The organism is Amycolatopsis sp. lyj-112 (assembly GCF_046549055.1).
GTDB lineage: Bacteria > Actinomycetota > Actinomycetes > Mycobacteriales > Pseudonocardiaceae > Amycolatopsis.
Map to the genome: position 1 here is coordinate 30,537 of NZ_JAJPWS010000002.1, position 18,710 is coordinate 49,246.

Below are 18,710 nucleotides of genomic sequence, written 5' to 3' on the forward strand. Positions count from 1 at the left end.
CCATCACGCAGATGGACCACGCATCTCGGCAACCTCGTCCACCGGTTGAACCCTCTCCGCCGGGCCAGCGGCTTTGCCCGCTTGCGGGTTGAACATGCCAGACCGTCCGACGTGACCTCTCCGGCCCATACGGCACCTTCACCCGGCCGGAATCGCCATCGAACGCGTCCGGCTGACGCGACCGTCAGCTACCGTGCGCTGGGCTGAACATCTGTTCGATGTGTGGCATGGTGTCACTGGGCCGGCGCGCTCCCTCCCCCTCTGCGCGCCGGACCCGCCATCTGAGCTGGCGTGCCCTGGCATCGCAACGGTCAACTCACGCTCGCTACGTGCAAGCGCATAGCTGCCCGACACAGTCACGTCGGTACCCCAAGTGCGGGCTACGGGAACCCGGGCCCTCATCGTGCGCGTAGTGCCGGTACGGCAGCTCGTCATAGTGATCGCCATCGGCGAGGCGCCAGGCGCGATGCAGTCACTTCCTCACTACGCCTCGGGAACTGCGTGCCCACGCCCACGGCTGGGTGGAGCAGGGTTACCAGTTGTCCTTGAGGATGGTGCCTGCTGTGGTGCGCGCCGCACGCAGCCGAAGCCTTATCCCGCGGCGCTGGCCGATCTTCTTGATCAGCTTCTTGTAGATCCTCTCCACCTGCCAAGTCAGCTCGCCAGATAAACCGTTGCGGACCCTCAGATAGCCCAGGAGGTCGGCGGCCAGTAGGGCTGCCTGCTCCAGGTCTCCACTGCGGCGTTCCCACTCGATACGCGCCAGGCGAAGTTCAACGATCGGCTCGAGGTCGTAGTCGTTGACGAGGCCATCCGTCTCGGCTGTGACCAGGTCGACGTACTCGTTCGCCTTGGTGATGTCCCCGGACTCGCCGAGGACGTGGGCGTAGTCGATGACCACGGCCCGGGTCCACCGGTTGTCGAGATCCAGTTCGTCGTATCCGGACAGGACGTCTTCGCACACCTCGAGGCAGTCGTCTATCGCGCCGGCTCGCCTCAGCCACCCGGCCCGCTTGATTTTCAGCAGGACAACGTGGTGGTCGTTCTGGCCCACGAGCAGGGAAGCGTCGGCGATCAACTCCTCGAGGAGCTCCGACGCGCGTTCCGAACGGCCAGCACCACCCATCCCGTCCGCGGCATGTGCCTGTTCCACGATCGAGTCCAGCCGCCGGACCACGTCTCCCCCGGGATCAGGAACCCATGACAGCCGCCCTGTCCGCGCCGGCGGGGCGGCGGTGCTGTGCTCCACGTGGTCTTCGACGCTGGGCGCTGGTTCGTCCGGCACGAAGGTGCCGGCCGCGGAGTTCCGCCCGATCAGGACCGACCGGATGCTGCCAGTCGCCTTGCGGCAGGGCGCCGGCAGCCCGCGACGGGTGAGCCGGGTCTGCAGCTGGCTACAGACGTACTCCGCGTCGAGGAGGTCAGGGCCTCCGGGCGCGCCGTGACGTAACAGCTCGATCAGCTCGCCGGTGAAGGCGGTGTACCGGGCACCGACGGGCGCGTCGGCACGGGTGTGGGCTGGTGTCGCGGCGAGCACAAAGGTCCGTTCCGGTTCGGGCAGTTGCTGAATGAGGTCGTCATGAGGTTCCCCTCCGAGCGCCGCGCGGCCCGCGTAGCAGCAGTCCAGGATCAGGATCCGTTGCCGAGCGGGCGAAGCGTCGATCTCCGCGAGCAACGCCGCACACGGAATGGCCGTCCAGGCCAGGAGATCCGGTGACGTCCCAGGCAAGCTCAAGTACAGCTCGCCAGCATGATCGAGGTGGCCGTGGCCCGCGTAGTACACGACGAGGAGATCGGTCGCGGTGGCACATGCCTGCCGCACCGCGCCGCCGACCTCGGCCAATTCCTTGTCGATCACCGACGTGATCCTGCTCGAGGCCAGGAAACCGTGCCCTTCGAGCGAGAGCTCGAAGGCGAGGTCGTGGATGTTCGTACGGATCGAGGGCACGTTGAGCAGCTCGTGATCGGCGAAGCGGCTGCTCCCGACCAGCACAGCCGAAGACGCGCTGGAATGAGGGGCGCTCATGCCCTGTCTTCGGGGTGCACGATCTTCGACACCACGTCGGTGAGCTGATCTCCGGTCAGGTTCTCAGTTTCGACCTCGACAGTCCGGCCGTCGGGACCGGTGACCTTGATGCGCACCTTCGGACGACGGGCGACAAGCCAATCCGCCAAGAGCTTGACGAACAACGTGGCGGTTCCGCCCGCCCCGAAAACCACGACCAGCACATCGGAGACGCCACCGAGCTTTCCCGACTCCGGAGGCGGCGTCGGAGTGCGTACCGATCCACGGAAACCAGGAGCAGTCCGGAACCAGTCGCGAAGGAACCGCCGTTCGGCGTCGAGCTGAACGCCGTCGAGAAGCGTGATCTTCGCCGCCTGATCCATCGTTTTAAACTCCCGCCGCAGTGCGTCTCCAGTCAACTCCGGAGGGTAGCGCGTCACCGCCCGGGCAAGGCTGGAAGCGGATCCGACCGCACGACCATGTCGTAAGGCTCGCACCGTCGAGCTCGTCGGCGATGTCCGGGAAATTCGGGGCCGAACTCGCTCTACTCGGCCAGCTGAGGAGCTATATGAAGATCTCACCGCTTCGCCAGGAGCTCATTCCTCAGGTAATCGACCTGATGGAACTGGGCGAGCCGTACATTCGGCCACGCACCTACTCGGACTACTGGCTCTACGCCACCCTGTTCTCCTCGACCTGCCTCGTCGCCACCATCGACGACACGCTCGCCGGAGCCGTCATGGCATTCCGGAGCCAGGACACCCCGGGCGACGTTTACATCCAGGACGTCATGACTCATCCGTCTTACCGACAGCGGGGCGTGTCGAAGACCCTGATCGCGGCCGTCCGTGACCAAGCTGTCTCGTGGGACGCCAAGCGCCTCTACCTCACGTCCGAGCCAGACAACACCGCCGCACACGCCGCTTGGCCAGCCATGGGATTCGTCAACCAGCCCACCAGCGACTACAAGGTCAACGACATCTGGGTCACCTCCGATTTCAAAGGCCCTGGTAAGGACCGCGCGGTCTACGAGCAGCACTTAACGTAGCCGCACTACTGCGACATTGGCGCCGCCCAAGCGCCGATACAGGCCTACCTACCGACGAGCTCGACCCGCAGTCCGCTGTCAGCCGCGTTGTTCGGCGGCACCCGTCGAAAGCGTCGGGCTCGGATAACCGTCCGGTGCGCCGACGACCCGCTCGCTAAGGACGTGGACCTCGAAACGTCCCGGGTCATAGCCGCCAGCTTCCCATGCCATCTCACTTGTCTCGACGCGCCACTCACGCCCAGTAGCGCGCTCCCGCAGCAGCCAACTCAGCCCGCCCACCTCCTCAACCTCACGCCACGACCCGCCACGGAACCGACGAAGTAGAACATATGTTCGCACATGGCTCCGGTAAGGGTCACGCGCCAGAGGTTGTCGGCGGGTGAGAAAATGGTCGCGACTGGCCGACGATCTCGGCGGCAAGACCCATCACCCGCGGCGTAAATTCGCACGTCAAGAAGTGTTCTCCCCGCGCGAGCGGGGCTGGTCCGTTCACTGTCGAGGTGTGGGAAGGCGACTACACGTTCTCCCCGCGCGAGCGGGGCTGGTCCCATCGCCGACATCTACGCCCAGCAAGCCGGCGGGTTCTCCCCGCGCGAGCGGGGCTGGTCCGCCCCACCGGCAGTTCCCGCTTTCGCGGTAGGCGTTCTCCCCGCGCAAAGCGGGCTGGTCCCAAGAACACGATCAGCAAGGCCACCGCCTAGCTGTTCTCCCCGCCTGAGCGGGGCTGGTCCCGAGGGATTCGAGATCGAATCCGTTTACCTGATGTTCTCCCCGCGCAAGTGGGGATGGTCCACAGGTAGCGCGGCGCAGCCGCAGCTGCTCGCAGTTCTCCTCACGAGAGCGAGGCTGTCCAGCATCGAAACGGCCCTAGCGTCGCGTGATCCCGCTGCTTTGCGTCCGCTGTGGATCCACGTGGTTCCTGGCAAGGCGGAGGAAAGCCACCCGCACCGAGTTGCAATTGGGTTTTCTCCAACGCGGCCAGGGCCGCGTGGGCCGCAGCGGCGTAAGGGTAAGTGGAGTCACGCGACACTCGGTTCTGCCCATACGAGAGGAGCTAGTCTCATTCGTCGTCGTCTCGAGGTGCCAAGCGCCGGTGTTCTCCCCGCTTGTCCAACGCGTGCTACATGCTTTGTCGACAGTCTTCACCTCCGCCGGCCGTGGCTCCGACAGGTCCGGAACGCGTAGGCGCGCTACGACAGAAACGGCCATACGCGACAGGATGAAGTTAAGCCACCTCTAACTCTGGATTGGTCATACTTCCCGGGCGCTCCCGGACGAACCATAGCTACCAGAGCCCGCGACGTCCTCGCGCCGACCCCGAGTTGCTCCCGTGACAAAGCGAGCGACTGTCTGCGAGCTGGTGTTCATGACAAGTACCCCACCCGAACCCGCAAACCCGAAACTCGACTTGCCCGCCGTGCACCGAAGCCTCTGCAAAGGCCGCAGACCAACGTCGCACTACCCACCGACGGCACAACATAGCTTTCATCATCGAGCTCCAATACCCTTACGGTGACGCCGAGCGAACCTGACGGATCACGGCAAGCAGGACCTCGTAGCCGACGTTGGAAGTACCGATGCGACGACAGTCAGCTTAGAGCGTGTCTTACGTGGTGATTGATCGCTCTTGAGGGATGATCTTGGGTGTGGCTGATCGTCTGTCGTTGAGGTTGGTTCCGGATGAGCTGTGGGAGCTGGTGGAGCCGTTGATTCCTGCGTTCGAGTCGCGTCCGCAGGGCGGCGGCACTGCACCACTGGACGCTCGTGCGGTGTTCACGTCGATTGTGTATGTGCTGACCAGTGGGTGTGCGTGGCGGGATCTGCCGCCGTCGTTCGGGGTGCCGTTCCAGACCGCGCACCGTCGCTTCGGCCAGTGGACCAAAGCCGGGCTCTGGCGACTTTTGCACCACGCGATACTTGACGAACTCGACAGCCAGGGTCTGCTTGACTGGAGCCGCGCGATCGTGGACGGTGCCTGCGTACGGGCGAAAAAAGGGGGTCTCTGACCGGGCCCAGCCCGGTGGACCGAGGCAAGTCCGGCTCGAAGATCCATGCCCTGTCCGACCGTGCCGGACTGCCGCTCACAGTCGCCATCTCCGCGGCCAACACGAACGACTCCTACGCACTCAAACCGCTGGTGATGGCAATTCCTGCGATCAAGTCCCGCCGCGGCCCGCGCCGCCGGAAACCGGCCAAGCTGCACGCCGACAAGGCCTACGACCAGGTCGATCTGCGGCGCTGGGTTCGCGACCGGGGCATCAAGGTCCGCATCGCCCGCAAAGGCATCGAATCCAGCCAGAAACTCGGCAAGCACCGCTGGGTGATCGAACGAACCATGGCGTGGTTCACCGGATACCGACGCCTCACGTTGCGCTACGAACGCAAAGCCGAGCACTTCCTCGCCTTCCTTATCCTCGGAGCCAGCCTCACCTGCTACAAGAAACTCCGCAAACTCACCACATGAGACAAGCTCTTAGGCATTGTTCAGCCTTCTCCTCAGGAATATCTGCGACGCCCATTACTGTAGCGAAGTCGGGCGTTTGACCTTGTATCCTGCGAAGGCCAGGCACAATGCATCGAAGGCCGCAGTGGGCTTAGCCGGGCAATATGAACTACAGGTGAGAGCCAAACGGCCCAGAGCAGCAGCGCCCGACGATCGGACACTGGCGGGCGTCGTAGGGCTCGGCTAGACTGGCGAAGAACTGTTGCTCGCCCGCTCGGCCATCTTCACGTATCCACCGAGCTAGACAGAGAATCGTCACTGCGGCGGCTCCCGCGCGCTTCAAAGCCACCGAGGCTGATTGAGCAGATGCTCCAGTAACCCATGTGTCTTCGAGAAGGAGAACGTGGCGATCCTTGACTGAACTCGGGCTGCCAACCTTGAAGCGATCAGCACGCACCTCACGGTCGTCAAACAGCGAGTCGGCCAAACTCAACTCAACTCGTCCTATGGCCAAGCCGGCGTCGTGACCTCCAAGACCGGCGCCCTCCCCGACCCTAACAAGAGGGTGCGCCCCTACTCGCGTGTGCCTGCTGGAGGGGACAACCGACCAACACTGCCAAGGCAGCCCGGCGCGAGCCTCCGCGCAGGATCGGTGCCATTGCAGTGCGACTAGCAACATCGCTGTTAGATCAGTAACGCAGCCGGGCCCAGGCTGCAACTCCTTGTAGGACCACATGTGTTGCTCTGACTGGTGCCTACCTGCCTGTGCCCGGTGGACGTCTGAGCGCCTGTATGCGTATGCCAATGGCATGACCACATCCGCGAGCTGGGAGCCCCATGCCCTGTTCGCTTGATTGCAGCGGAAGCAGCGGTCGTATCCATCGACAAGCCCCGTGCAGACTGAGCAGGTTTGCCAGGGTCTATGGACGGCGTTACGAAAGAACCCGCCGACACGCTCACGAACAACAGCACGTGCCCGCTCGACAGAAGCAGGCGTCCATCGTGGATTGGATGAGGTTGTCAGCTTCGCACCACATCCAGCAATCGCCGCATCGCGGCGTCCGAGTCCTCCGCTTGCTCGAGGAAGCCGAGGACATCAGACAGCCCTCGCACCACGTGCACTCCGGGTTGTTCCTGCATTGCACGTGCCCACTGGTTGGCACGCACAACACCTTCGGTCAAAAGTACTGGGCGACCGTGTTCAACGGCGTTCCGTGCCTGTATCCGTGTGCCGCTCTTCTCACCAGCTTCGACAACGACTGTCGCGGTTACGTAGCCCGACATCACAGCGTTGCGCATCGGGAAGCTCTGCCGGGTGGGAGGACCGTCTGGCCAGAACTGGGAGAGCACCATGCCTGCGCGGGCGATGCGATCGTGTAACTCTCGGTTCTCTGCCGGGTAGTACTTGCGAACGCCAGTGCCTATAACAGCGACGGTGCGAGCTTTCGCTTCAAGGGCGGCAGTGTGAGCGGCAGCATCGATGCCAGCGGCACCGCCGCTGACGACAGTAAAGCCGCGCTCGCCAAGGCCAGTCGCCAACCTCGAAGCAATCAGCAAGCCATCGTCAGTAGCCTTCCGCGACCCCACTATGGCAACCGCACGAGTGTCAGACTCGACGTTTCCCCTGGTAAAAACCACCGGCGGCATGTGCAAGACGTCACGAAGCTGGCCAGGATAGGTCTCGTCGAGCATCGTGTGGACACCGATGCCATCAGACTCCCAAGCGGTGACCTCGCCCTCAGCCTGCTCGAAGCGTTCGGTCTGCTCGCCGGGATCACTGAACAGGTCATTCACAACGAGTCTTTGATAGACCTCGACTGCACTGCCGCAGTCACCAACGTCGTCGGTGATCTGGCGCCAGGTCGCTCCGCCTGGCCGATCCTGGAGCAGTGCGATCAGTGCACCACGCTCAGCTCGGCTAGTCATAACCCCAGAGTATCGGTTGCAACGACAACTTTCGCGAGATATGTCGAGCATAACGCCGGACCTTGTAACCGATTGGGTGCACAGCGCGACTACGGCTACCTAGCAAGGTTGCTTTGGACTGGCTGGCGGCGAGCACCTGGCGCCGACAGACTGGGGATCGGCACGGTCTCAGCACCCTGCCGACTGCTGGCATTATTGGCGACACCCCAGAGCCGTGGCGGCACATTCTTGCAGGTGGATCGCCTGCAACCACCTGAACGACCACAGTCGTTCTCACGATGCGGGATTCGCCAAGCTCGTTGGCTATCCCTCCAGTCAATACCAAGAAGCCTGCCGCATCGAGCCCCCGAACTTGCACGTCGCCCATGTCGCCGGCTAAGACCGTCAGCCGACCGCACACTTTCTAGACAGCCACCAGCGCAGACAACTGGACACGTGACTCACGGTCACATGGTCGCAGCGATCGCGCAACACTTTGACCGTGGGAACTTTGGCGAGCACGACCCGCTACTCATGCCAGGAATCGGCCTGACTAGCCAGTATTTAACCAAGCAACTCCTTTGAAAGTCAAAACCCAACGGCGAGCAACTGCTGCTGCGGACGGCTTCGACACGTGACATAACCGTTGCACTCAAGATCAAAATCAAACACGGTCTCCGGTGAAGCATGCACCTCCCGGCGATGCTCTAAGCAGTCGTACCCGCGCGGCGATATCCTCTCACGCAAGAGAGGGGTGACGATGAGCCTGAACTTGGTGATCTTCGACTACAAGACCCTGCTATCGCTACAGCCCGGCACCGATCGAGCTCGAGCAGCACGAGAGATGCTGAACTGGACGAAAGGGCAGGGGTTGCAATGGTGCCTCTTCTCCACTAATCCCCTGACAGGGCGTCAGCAATTGCATCTAGAGCAACTCGGATACCCTCCAGCAGATCTCTTGGTTAACCAAAATGACATCATAAGCGGAAAGAGGCGCGGCTCCCCAGACTGGATAACCGCAGTCACGACCGCAACTACGCTTGAATACCATAACCTACTATACGTAGGCAGCACAGCTATGGACTGGCGTACTGCAATAAACTCCGGCGTCATGTACCTTCACGCCGACTGGGTCGGCGCCGCCCCGAGTGGCACAACGTCACTTGTCGCAGAATCTCCCCAGTCAATCCCACACTTCATTAATACATTTCTGACTGGACCATCAATCTGGTCCCACCGCCTGGACAGCAATAGCTGGGCTTTGCGCTCACTACTGCCGGCCAGCGCCTCCCTGCCATGCTCAAGTGGAACTGGACGATTCTCCCTTCAAGACGTTTTCACTTACGACAAAGAAATCAAAATAGGTGAGGATGACGCGCGTGACGTTCTGATGCTTTTTGCCCTGACTAGCGCCTACCGAGAAGGCTTACTTCCCCCCAATCCATACATCTGCGTGTATCCAAGCAGCAAGAAAGGAAAGGTCAGCGCACAACTGAAGGACTACCTAGACAAGGCAGCCAAGCTCTTCCATGGCTACTACAGAGACGACCTACTTGTCCGAGCCGTTGAAGCACCCGACACTAGCCTGGAGCGATGGCGGGCGAAGAGTGAAGGCCGCCAAGCCAACGTATCCATTGCCACGCAGGCGCAAACAGTACATTTAGGCGCTAAGTATCACGAAAGGCTGACAGGTAGGACAGTCGTTGTCTTTGATGACTTTACTACCAACGGAATGTCCCTGGAATGGGCGCGCCTTCTTCTCGTCGCGGCTGGCGCTGGGCGAATCGTGATGGTAACTTTGGGAAAGTATGGAAATAACCATGCTCACTATGAAATTAAAGAAGGCACACCCCTGCAACCCTACTCCCTAAACACGCTTACCGCCGATTCCTTTGACGTTACTTATATCCAGCCAACCGTAACCTCGGACGCAGCAGCAAAACTCCACGCCCTTATGACGTCAAAAATTAACTCAGAGCAACCTTAGTCGCGCAACTTACCACCAAAGAAGAAGTTTCAAATCTTGCCTTCAACGTGCACTGCATAATCGCGCCACTCCAACTGCATTACTCCCAAGATCCCACCTTGCCGGGCCAGTCCCAATATTCTTCGCGGCAACTCCATAGAAATAGAGAATACGCGGCGGAATAACGTCAGTGCTCGATTCGGCGTCAGGCTAGGCGTCCTCAGGCCTCAACATGCCGCACCCGGAGCGCCGAGCCGGAGGGCCCCTCTGCCGCGTCACGAGCCCGCCCCACCTAACGCATTGCTCGCCTTAGCGCATACTTCACCGTCCACAATAGCCTACCAGGTGCGCCATAATCATTGTCGTAGAAACGATTCTGGCGTAGCCGTGAGGCCGCGGGCCGCCAAGTCGCTTTCAGGTCCTGACGGTCGCGAGACTGAGCAGTCCGCATCCGTAGGCCTTGGCCCGGCCAATCCCGGTCACGAAGGCGTCGCTGAAGGCGGCCGGGTCAATGATGACAAGGTGTCCGTCGAAGCGGACCGGCTCGATAGTTATCTTCCCTGACTTCGTCTTCTGTCCGGTGATAGTGGCGGTCGGTGTTGCTGCGAGGTCGGGGTGGCCGTCGCTGGCGGCGGGGATGACGAAGCCATGTGGTTCGCCTTTCCTGATGAGCCAGTTCAGTTGGTCGACTGGTTGGCGCAGTGGGATTCGTTTGCGGGTTTTGCCGTCGCATTTGGTGGGGTTGGCAACGAGACGAAACACGAGTTTGCGGCCCGGGGTGATGGCGTCGAGTACCGGCCGGAGAGGTCGTACTTCAGGTGGGGCGGCAAGGTGTCCGGCGGGGAGTTTGGTCCAGTCGGGTTCGGCGTGGCTTTGGACGTATTGGGTGAAGCCGCCGTGGTTGCTGTCGAGTCGCCATAGGACGCCGTGTGCTTGTCGTTTGTCGGTGGTGGACGGTACTTCGGGGTAGACGGACATGAGGGTGCGGTGCATGTCGTGGACGTTGGCGTAGTCGCGGCGGAAGGAGCGCGAGCGGATGTCGATGGTCAGTTTGCTCAGGAACACGAGGGCACTCCTGTGGTGATCATGTCGGGGGTGAGTGGTGTGTCGCCGGTGAGGACGGCGCGTGTGGCGAAGCGTCGGTCGTCGTGGGCGAAGGAGAGCGGGACGTCGTGCCGGAGCTCGGCACCGGCGGCGTTCACTGGGCCGTCGAGCATGGTCCGCAGACCCACTTCGAAGGCCGGCTCGTGGACGCGCTCGGGATGCTCGAGCCAGGGGTGATCCTGGATAACGTGGTCGAGGGGTTCGTTGCGAAGGCAGCAGACGAGCGGTCGAGCGGGCACGAATGCACGTCGGCCGAAACACAACGGCCACCGCGGCGCGTTGATGGCGTCCCTCAATTGCGCGAGCCGGGTCTCAGGGCCTTCGAGGAGTACGAGGAAGAGTGCGTCGGCGAGGTAGTAGCGCTCGCTGACGACGGTGCGGTGTCCGGATCCGAGGGTGGTGGGGACGTTCTGCGCGGTCTGGTAGTCCCGTTCGAGGAGTCCTTCGCGGTCGACGCGGACACCGAGGCGTAGGCCGGCCAGTTGAGCGATGTTGTCCTCGTCGTCGCGTTCCACTCCCATGGCTGCGGCCAGGAGCCCGACGACGCCGGATTTCGTGGGTTCGCGGGCGGTGTCGCGCAGGATGCCGCGGGAGCGGGTGCCCCAGGACTGCATGGGGGCGTCGAAGCACAACGCCAGGGTGGCGGTCATGCGGTCGCCGCACCGGCCGCGGTCAGGACACCGGTGGTGAACTCGTCGATGCTGGCAGCGGTGTCCGTGCTGTCGGTTTGGGGGATGTCGCCGGTCACGGAGGCGGCGATGGCGGCGCGGATGCCGCTGTCGCCGTAGAAGCCGCGCAGCTGTTGGAAGTGTGTGGTGAGCCGGATGGTGGACCCGGCCATGAGGTCGGTGTCGGTGACGGGCTTGAGGAAGGCGTTGGCGAGGTTCCAGGCACCGGTGTCCCGGACGACGCCGAGGAGGGTGCTGGGCATGGTGCGTGCGGCCATCGAGTTCTGTTTGCCGCTGGGGACGGCGTGGATGAACGCGCCCAGCCACGCGGCCGCGGCCCGGTTGGCCAGCTGGTCGTCGCCGTCGAGGTTGGAGCGGAGCCGGTCGAGGTCGAGGTTGGCGTAGCGGTAGTAGCAGGCGGAGTTGAAGTCGACGGTGCCGATCATGTCGGCACCGGATTCCGCTTCCGGCTTGAGGTCGTCGACGGCGGTGTAGAAGTCGAATTCCGTGGCCACCGAGTGGGTGGACAGGGCGTGCGCGACCTGGGACGCGGCGTCGACGTTGAAGTCCTTATTGTCGGCGATCATCCGCCCGAACAACGCCACATCAGCGACCCGGGTGGCGTCGAGGATGCGTTTGGCCTCGGCCGCGGCGTCCTTGCCGGGTTTGGCCTTAGCCGGCTTCTTCCCGTTCTTCCCCGCGGACGCGGCCAGGAGCGTGTCCCAGTTCGCGTCGCAGTAGTCGGCGAGGTGGGTGATCGCGGTCCGGCCGACGAACAACAGGTACTCGGTCAGTCCTTTGGCCTGGTCCACGCCGAAGCCGAGTTGTTCGAGCCCTGCGGTGACGACACCGGGCGCGGTCTCCGCGTCCCGGCCGCGTTTGACGAGGAGTTCGGCGGCGTCGTTGCGGAGGCGTTTGGTGCGGACACCGGTCTCCGCTTCGTCGAGACCGTGCTGGGTGAACAGCTGACGCGCGGACCGTTTCAGGCACTGGCTGGAAATGCGGCCGCGGGTGCTTCCGCCGAAGGTCGCGGTCTTGGGCTGGCCGACGTCGTCGCGGTTGAGGTTGCTCACCGGGAAGGACTGCAGCAGGTGAAGCTCGATGATCACGAAGGTCTCCGAAAGGTCAGGCCGGTGTGGGCGAAGAGGTTGTTGTGTCGTCGGTCGAAGCTGTAGTGCCGGAGGCAGTGGCTGTGTAGTCGGGGCTGTGGAAGTCGCGGGCCCAGCGCAGCCGGATCCGGTGGGCCGGGTTGTCGCGGTAGCCGTCGCCCATCAGGACGACGAGATCGTCGAGGAGCGAGGAGTAGTTGACGGGGATGTCGTCGCTGGCCAGCAGCCGGACGATCTGGCGCAGATGATGCGGCAGGACATCGCGTTCCCGGCCGAGTAGCTGCTCGAAACGGCGGGCGGCGGCGTCACCGCGTTTCTCCCGCAGTGCCCGCATCGAGGCGCCCAGTGAGCGGTGCCCGCGTCTCGCAGGCTGGGGATGGGTAGCGAACAGGCCCGCTACCAGGAGCCAGACTTCCTGCTCGGACTCCGGTGGATCGTGCCGGAACACGATCTCGTAGGCCGCGGTCTGCTGCCGCGGGCCGGTCAGGCTGCGGCGCAGCCGGGCGAGCGCCTGCCGGCACTCGGACTGCCGCTTCGGGATGCCAGAGCCGGCTCCGGCCTGCAGGGCATGGAGGGCTTTGACGAAGGTGTCTCGTCGTTCAGCGACGGAGGTGGTCACTCGGTCTCATCTTTCGTGAGGTACTTGGCGGCCCGGGCGTCGAAGACACGGGCGATCTTGGACAGCCGGTTCCGGAACACCGCGTGCTGCTTGCCGAGCATGCTGAGATTGCGATCAGACGCCGCGACACCCGCTGCCCACGTCTCCGCGGCATCCTCGGCGACCCGCAGGACCGCCCGCCTCCAGGCCGTGACGGCATTCCGCTCCGACGTGGCCTGCAACCGGGCGGTGCTGACCGCACGCAGGAACACCTCGAACGGCCGCGACAGCGCCGGCCAGTAGGCGAGGTCCAGCGTGACGTCCGGCCGGGCACGCATGTCTTTGTGGTACTCACGTTGCATCCCTCGCAGAGCGGCACCGGCTTCGTCGGCGAGTTCGATTGCGGTACCGATCAACCCGGCCAGTGCATCGTCGGTCGCCCGGATCAAGGCGACCGGCGCCGGAACCTCCTCCTCGAGATACACCTCCACAACGGACGCGTTTTTATCGAGCTTCTGTCCGAACACACGCAAGGTGTAGACGGTGTCGTCTGGGATGTGTCCGGCTTCGGTCAACGAGGCGATCTGTTTCAGGGCACGGGGACGCTGCCGTGTCCGCTCTTCCTCCCACGGGTCGTGCAACAGCAGTTCGACGCTGTGCCGCCAGACCCCGCGAACGGGATATAGCCGGATCGGCAGCATCTTGGTACCGGGTTTTATCTTGCCGTTCGCAGCACGGGGTGTACGGAACGCTGTCATGATCTCCTGGTCGAGCGGGTTGCCCTCAAGACGCACACCGGGAGTCATGACCGCGTGGGCGACGACCTGCTCTCCACTGACCGACTCAGGAAGCAGCCTGACACGCCGAGACGGCCATGTCAGCAGGTCGGTCCACCCGAGGAAAGGACGACTTCCCGGAGCGGGGATAGGCGCTTCTTGTTCCCAGGCCGGAGCGTCCTCCGGGGTGGTGTTCGGTGGCTTCTCGGCCTCGAGATCGTAGGAGACCGCGTTCAACAGGAGGGTTTCCTTCAGCGTCTGTCCCTCGACGAGCACGACCCCCAGGCTGCTGCACGGTGCACGTTTCGAAGACTTGACCTTCTCGTACGGGGTTTTCATACCGCCCGGGTCGAAAGCCTGAGCGGTCACCAGCCACCGCGCGGCCGCGGCCGGCGACAACTCCACACGATCCGACACGACGGTGTGATCGAACAACGTCGCGTTGTTTCCCACGGACTTGTGCGGGATCAGCTTCGCGACGGTACCTGCCTTTTCCTCCGGGAGTGCCGCGCATTGCAGGAACGGCACCTCAGGATGGAACAGATCGAACTCGTGCCCGTGCGCTTCGAGATAGCGAACCAGCGGGGCATCGTCGAACGCCTTGGTCGACCACAGGTCGCGCCAGTCGTCGCGGCGAGCCGGCCCGCAAACCCTGTGCAGCAGCGCCAAGACCAGCCTGTACAGCGCGGCGGTCATCGGCGGGGTCTCTCCCACGATCCTGCGGATCTCGTGTGCCTGCAGCAGCACGTCGCGCAAGCTCACGTCGCCTCGCGTGCCGTCGAGGCGAACCACCGCGATCCAGGGTTCGGTGCTCAGGTCGAAAGGGGTCGTCATGTCTCCTCGATCGCGTAGACACCGAACTGGTCGTGGTAGGCCAGCGTGTACCCGCCGACCTCGCACCTGTTGTCGTCGAAGACCAGCGCCCGGTGCTCGTTGAGCCACGGATCCGCTGCGAACTCGGACGGCACCTCGCACTCCAGCACGGCGTGCACCACCTGTCTGGGAACGTTTTCTGGAGCGACCAGGACAGTGGCCGAATCCAACAGCTCATCTGATCCGTCACTCCACATCGGACGTATGGTGCCCACGGAGTCGCGGCGATACAGCACCACGCGGACCGACCGCTCGACATGGAGCTCGTCGTCCGTCATCGGCGCCTCCCCTGCTGCTTTCGTGTCTGCCGTGTACTTTTCGGCCGCTCGGTGAGCTCGGCAAGATCCTCGACCGCGTACGGCATGGGGAGATACAGGGTTCCGGCAGCCGCTTTGTCTCGGGCGTGCAGGGCGCGAAGATGCTCCACTTCCTTCCGCCACGCAATGACCCAGCCCCGCGGACACTCGATATCACCTCCGTAGACGTGATCGACGAGGTGCGGCACCTCAGAGGGTGAGTCGATCTGCTCCCGGTCACGAAGCAGAGCCCACGTGCGCATCAACACGGCCGGCGCGTACACGTTCCGCAGATAGGGCGGGAACCGCGGCCCCTCCGGCATGTCAGTGACCCCGGTGATGACCAGACGCAGTTCTCCGCGCGACTGGTCGCGCCGATGCCGCTGGATCCGGCCGGCCCGCTGGATCAGCGCATCCATCGGAGCAAGATCCGTGAGCATGATGTCGAAGTCGAGATCCAGACTCTGCTCCAGAACCTGCGTACCAACCACGATCGCCCGACGCGGCCGGGCACCGTCCACGCCGAAACACTGCCGTAGCTGCTTCTCGACCTCACGGCGCTGTCCTGTGGGGAGCGTGCCGTTGATCGCGATGAGCAGCGGCCGCTCGGCTTCAGGAAGTTCCCGGATCAGGTCCTTCAAGGCGTCGTAGGTTTTCGTCGCCCGCCGCACGAGATTGTGAATCACCGCAACACAACGATCCCGGCTCGCCTGCTCAAGAAGCCACTCAACGATCTCATCGTCATCGACACGGCTCAGGTGAATCCGGCGGTCCTTGTTCAGGTCAGAGACCTTCGCAGGGTGCTCGGTGACACCGGTTCCCGTGGCGACCGCGACGCGCGGGTAAGACACCGTCGAGGACACCTCGGGAATCCGGTGCGGAGAGCACCCACGGCGACCGGCCTGCCAAGCCGCGATCAGCGCGTGCCGGCGCCCAGCCGGGAGCGTCGCCGACAGCAGGATAACGGGGGCGCCGAGCGCACCCAGCCACATCAGCAACCGCTCCAGCAACGTCGACATATAGACGTCATACGCGTGGACCTCGTCGAACACGACCACCTTGTTCGACAACGCGGCAAGACGAACGAACACGTGCCCCGAACGGATAGCACCCTTCAACGCCTGATCGATCGTCCCGCACCCAAGCGGCGCCAGCAGGCTCTTCTTCCGCGTAAACCAGGCCTGGGCGGCTACATCGTCGCCGCCCTCGCCCCGCGCCACCCCGGTCGGCCTCAGCGTCGTCTCGGCGAGGAAGTCCCTCGCACCGGCATGCACCAGATTCACCGCGGTCGCGTCGCCCAGACCATCCAGCATGGACTGGATCTCCACCAGCATCTGATTGCCGGTCGCCTGAGTCGGCATCGCGACATAGAAACCCGCCACCCCCAGCTGACGCACCATGGACGTCGCAGCCTGCAGCGCCGCCTTCGACTTCCCCTCCCCCGTCGGCGCCTCCACCACCAACAGAACCGGCTCCGTCAACTCCGAGGCCACACGCTCGACAACCTCTTGCACAGGACGCGGTTCGTGCGGAAACAGCGTCCCGAAGGTTGTCCGCTCAGGCGGCGACCACGGCGACATCCCCAACCGTGCGACCGCCGCGTCAGCGCTCACCTCACAAGCCGTCGCATACGCATCCAGATCAACGCCCGGCTCCAGAAAGGGAAAGTTGCGGACATCCGAAGCCACCCAGTCGCTCACGGTCGTCAACGCCGCCAACCCGATCGCCGCGGGCAACGACAGCACCAAATCCTGCCACCCAGCAAAGCTCGGATCCGGCACACCTCGAAGCCTGACCAGATCAAGAACCAGCGCCGTACGCCACGCCGCCCACACCTCACCACCGTGAGCGTTGCGCTCCTTCCGCACCTGAACAACCGCCTCGCCGGCCGGGAAATAGCCGTGATGCCCGCCCAGCACCTGCGAAACACCCAACGCCGGCCCCTTGGCAACGCCCCACAACTCCAGCATGCCCCTCACGTGCAGAGCAGTCAGGATCCCGTGCGGCGCATCCACCCGTCGCCCCATCCCAGCAGGCTTACGCACCGCTTCGAGATCCTCGAACACCCACTCACCGAAACGCCGTACCGCAAGCTCGAAATCCAACACCTGAAAATCAGGCGAATACTTACCGATGTCATGCACCCCGCACAACACCGGCAACCAAGACCGCGACAAAGCAGGATCAGGAAAAAGCCTGGCCAAATGCTGTCGCAAAGTCACGCCCAGAACGACGTCAACCAACCGTTGGACAACCGCGGCAGTATCCAACGAGTGACATATCAGCGGATGGCAGCCACCATGCGCCTCAGACTTCCCCCACGGCACCACTGACACGGGAAAGACAGAACCCAACGCCCAGCCCTTCTCTCCGACCACACCTAGCCGCCCCCAACAAGATTCGCTACTCTAGCCACCCCCGAACTCCTCACGAACACCCCCTCCTTTGAGACAGAAATCCGCTTAATACATCCACAAGATCCACGTTTTCAACAACCCCAGACTGCCGCCCCGACGGATCGATAAGAACCTGACGAATATGTACACGCCCGACACGATCTCAAGGCACGGCGCCCGCGATTAACCAACCCAATACTCGCAGCCATAGACCCGGGAGTAACTCGTACGCCAGCATCACCGGCCTTCACGCAAGGCTCGTCCCGAACATTTCATCCTCGTCGGCCGCGGCGTCCGGCGCACATGTGCACCGGACTGGCCCCACCACGCGCTTAGCAGCGACGTCGCGTACCCGATGCCAACCCTTCCTTTACCGCGGTCGGCAGGGAATCGCAACGACGTCCGCGAGCATACGGTGCTGGCCCCAGGCCGACGTGAAACGGTGATTGCTCACCGGGTTCTCCCCGCGCGAGCGGGGTTGGTCCGTAGCCGACGACGTCGTGACTGAACCCGACCAGCGGGGCCAGGTTCCCTCACCCGAGCGGAGTTGATCCCTCGGCGGAGGCCTTCTTGGTGTCGAGCTCGACGTTCTCCCCGCGAGCGGGGTTGGTCCGCCCCGACCAGCAGCTATTGTTCGTCGTTGTGAGCTCTCCCCGCGCGAGCGGGTTGGTCCGTCGTGGCGATTCAGCCCGGCTGCCACCGACAAAGTTCTCCCCGCGCGAGCAGGGGCTGGTCCCGGCTGAGTGTTGTTGTCCTGCCAGAAGTTCACGGTCGTCCCCGCGCGAGCGGGGCTGGTCCCCACTCGGAGCCGTCGGCAGCGGACCGGCCGAAGTTCTCCCCGCGCGAGCGGGGCTGGTCCGGTCTGCGGCGCGTAGCCCGCCCTGCTGACGATGTTCTCCCCACGCGGGCGGGGCTGGTCCCTCTGGACGCGGTCTGGCGAAGGCCTCGTGCAGGTTCTCCCCGCGCGAGCGGGGCTGATCCCTCCAGACCGCGCGCATCCCGTTGGACAACTCAGTTCTCCCCGCGCGAGCCGGGCTGGTCCCTGTCTACCCACGAAAGGGTTCCTTCCCAAAAGGTTCTCCCCGCGCGAGCGGGGCTGGTCCCAAGGTCGTGCCCGCGGGCAGCGACCCCCATGGCGTTCTCCCCGCGCGAGCGGGGCTGGCCCCGGGACCGGTCTCGGGGAGATCAGCGCCGCAGTGTTCTCCCCGCGCGAGCGGGGCTGGTCCGGCCATCGCCGCAGGCCTCGCCGAACGCCAGGTGTCGTCTCCCGCGCGAGCGGGGCTGGTCCGTCTGGAGGTTCGAATCCTCCGCCGCGCGCGTCGTCGCCCCCGCGCGAGCGGGGCTGGTCCGTCCGCCAGGTCGTTCAGGGTCGGGTTGCGCGGGGTTCTCCCCGCGCGAGCGGGGCTGGTCCGTTGTAGATGTGGGTGGCCGTGCCGCCCGGCACGGTTCTCCCCGCGCGAGCGGGGCTGGTCCGTACTGGCCGTCAGCCGTCTTGCCCTGGCGCTTGTTCTCCCCGCGCGAGC

Annotated in this window: 13 protein-coding genes and 2 CRISPR repeat arrays (1 of these 15 only partly in view); of the genes, 3 read left to right on the top strand and 10 right to left on the bottom strand. The window is 63.9% G+C overall.

Annotated features, from left to right (window positions below):
- Positions 1–532: 532 nt before the first annotated feature.
- Both ACLJRL_RS06940 and ACLJRL_RS06945 read right to left on the bottom strand, forming a co-directional pair.
- Positions 533–2,026: a caspase domain-containing protein gene (locus ACLJRL_RS06940; RefSeq protein WP_410655228.1), complete on the bottom strand. Its 1,494-nt coding sequence runs from the start codon at positions 2,024–2,026 to the stop codon at positions 533–535.
- Positions 2,023–2,388 carry an effector-associated constant component EACC1 gene (locus ACLJRL_RS06945; RefSeq protein ID WP_410655229.1) on the bottom strand — a complete coding sequence of 122 codons (366 nt, stop codon included), beginning with the start codon at positions 2,386–2,388 and terminating at the stop codon, positions 2,023–2,025. The genes ACLJRL_RS06940 and ACLJRL_RS06945 overlap by 4 nt, the downstream gene beginning before the upstream one ends.
- 185 nt (positions 2,389–2,573) lie before the next feature.
- Here ACLJRL_RS06945 and ACLJRL_RS06950 point away from each other — a divergent pair, with 185 nt between their 5' ends.
- Both ACLJRL_RS06950 and ACLJRL_RS06955 read left to right on the top strand, forming a co-directional pair.
- Positions 2,574–3,053: a GNAT family N-acetyltransferase gene (locus tag ACLJRL_RS06950; RefSeq protein WP_410655230.1), complete on the top strand. Its 480-nt coding sequence runs from the start codon at positions 2,574–2,576 to the stop codon at positions 3,051–3,053.
- A 1,646-nt stretch (positions 3,054–4,699) separates the two neighbouring features.
- A protein-coding gene (locus ACLJRL_RS06955) for an IS5 family transposase (protein ID WP_410655231.1) occupies positions 4,700–5,517 on the top strand; the annotation gives its coding sequence in 2 pieces (ribosomal slippage) (positions 4,700–5,054 and positions 5,054–5,517; 819 coding nt in all).
- Positions 5,518–6,516: 999 nt separating this feature from the next.
- On the opposite strand, the gene ACLJRL_RS06960 is transcribed toward ACLJRL_RS06955, so the two are convergent.
- Complete coding sequence (locus ACLJRL_RS06960; RefSeq protein WP_410655232.1) at positions 6,517–7,422, bottom strand: DNA-processing protein DprA; 906 nt, start codon at positions 7,420–7,422, stop codon at positions 6,517–6,519.
- A 739-nt stretch (positions 7,423–8,161) separates the two neighbouring features.
- On the opposite strand from ACLJRL_RS06960, the gene ACLJRL_RS06965 reads away from it, so the two are divergent.
- The gene (locus ACLJRL_RS06965; RefSeq protein ID WP_410655233.1) at positions 8,162–9,388 is read left to right on the top strand and encodes a hypothetical protein; all 1,227 of its coding nucleotides are present in this window, start codon (positions 8,162–8,164) and stop codon (positions 9,386–9,388) included.
- Between the two features lie 393 nt (positions 9,389–9,781).
- Here the strand turns inward: ACLJRL_RS06965 and cas6e are convergent, their stop codons facing one another.
- From cas6e to cas3, 7 genes are read right to left on the bottom strand one after another with little or no spacing between them, the layout of a single operon-like run.
- A complete protein-coding gene (gene cas6e, locus ACLJRL_RS06970) occupies positions 9,782–10,432 on the bottom strand; it encodes a type I-E CRISPR-associated protein Cas6/Cse3/CasE (RefSeq protein ID WP_410655234.1) in 651 nt (216 codons plus the stop codon).
- A complete protein-coding gene (gene cas5e / locus ACLJRL_RS06975; RefSeq protein WP_410655235.1) occupies positions 10,423–11,121 on the bottom strand; it encodes a type I-E CRISPR-associated protein Cas5/CasD in 699 nt (232 codons plus the stop codon). The genes cas6e and cas5e overlap by 10 nt, the downstream gene beginning before the upstream one ends.
- Positions 11,118–12,248: a type I-E CRISPR-associated protein Cas7/Cse4/CasC gene (cas7e, locus tag ACLJRL_RS06980; RefSeq protein WP_410655236.1), complete on the bottom strand. Its 1,131-nt coding sequence runs from the start codon at positions 12,246–12,248 to the stop codon at positions 11,118–11,120. The genes cas5e and cas7e overlap by 4 nt, the downstream gene beginning before the upstream one ends.
- 16 nt (positions 12,249–12,264) lie before the next feature.
- The gene (gene casB / locus ACLJRL_RS06985) at positions 12,265–12,867 is read right to left on the bottom strand and encodes a type I-E CRISPR-associated protein Cse2/CasB (RefSeq protein WP_410655237.1); all 603 of its coding nucleotides are present in this window, start codon (positions 12,865–12,867) and stop codon (positions 12,265–12,267) included.
- On the bottom strand, positions 12,864–14,456 hold the full coding sequence (gene casA, locus ACLJRL_RS06990) for a type I-E CRISPR-associated protein Cse1/CasA (protein WP_410655238.1): 1,593 nt from the start codon (positions 14,454–14,456) through the stop codon (positions 12,864–12,866). The genes casB and casA overlap by 4 nt, the downstream gene beginning before the upstream one ends.
- Positions 14,453–14,773, bottom strand: a complete 321-nt coding sequence (locus tag ACLJRL_RS06995) for a hypothetical protein (protein WP_410655239.1) — start codon at positions 14,771–14,773, stop codon at positions 14,453–14,455. The genes casA and ACLJRL_RS06995 overlap by 4 nt, the downstream gene beginning before the upstream one ends.
- The gene (cas3, locus tag ACLJRL_RS07000; RefSeq protein WP_410655240.1) at positions 14,770–17,169 is read right to left on the bottom strand and encodes a CRISPR-associated helicase Cas3'; all 2,400 of its coding nucleotides are present in this window, start codon (positions 17,167–17,169) and stop codon (positions 14,770–14,772) included. The genes ACLJRL_RS06995 and cas3 overlap by 4 nt, the downstream gene beginning before the upstream one ends.
- Positions 17,170–17,957: 788 nt before the next feature.
- Positions 17,958–18,414: direct repeats of the CRISPR family, unit length 28 nt; unit sequence GTTCTCCCCGCGCGAGCGGGGCTGGTCC.
- Between the two features lie 94 nt (positions 18,415–18,508).
- Positions 18,509–18,710: direct repeats of the CRISPR family, unit length 28 nt; unit sequence GTTCTCCCCGCGCGAGCGGGGCTGGTCC; it runs 134 nt beyond the window's last position.

What these genes read in the sequence shown, in the direction of transcription:
- ACLJRL_RS06940 (WP_410655228.1), bottom strand. Translation starts at nt 2,026, where the DNA reads ATGAGCGCCCCTCATTCCAGCGCGTCTTCGGCTGTGCTGGTCGGGAGC.
- ACLJRL_RS06960 (WP_410655232.1), bottom strand. Translation starts at nt 7,422, where the DNA reads ATGACTAGCCGAGCTGAGCGTGGTGCACTGATCGCACTGCTCCAGGAT.
- ACLJRL_RS06945 (WP_410655229.1), bottom strand. Translation starts at nt 2,388, where the DNA reads ATGGATCAGGCGGCGAAGATCACGCTTCTCGACGGCGTTCAGCTCGAC.
- ACLJRL_RS06995 (WP_410655239.1), bottom strand. Translation starts at nt 14,773, where the DNA reads ATGACGGACGACGAGCTCCATGTCGAGCGGTCGGTCCGCGTGGTGCTG.
- ACLJRL_RS06965 (WP_410655233.1), top strand. Translation starts at nt 8,162, where the DNA reads ATGAGCCTGAACTTGGTGATCTTCGACTACAAGACCCTGCTATCGCTA.
- cas5e (WP_410655235.1), bottom strand. Translation starts at nt 11,121, where the DNA reads ATGACCGCCACCCTGGCGTTGTGCTTCGACGCCCCCATGCAGTCCTGG.
- casA (WP_410655238.1), bottom strand. Translation starts at nt 14,456, where the DNA reads ATGACGACCCCTTTCGACCTGAGCACCGAACCCTGGATCGCGGTGGTT.
- ACLJRL_RS06950 (WP_410655230.1), top strand. Translation starts at nt 2,574, where the DNA reads ATGAAGATCTCACCGCTTCGCCAGGAGCTCATTCCTCAGGTAATCGAC.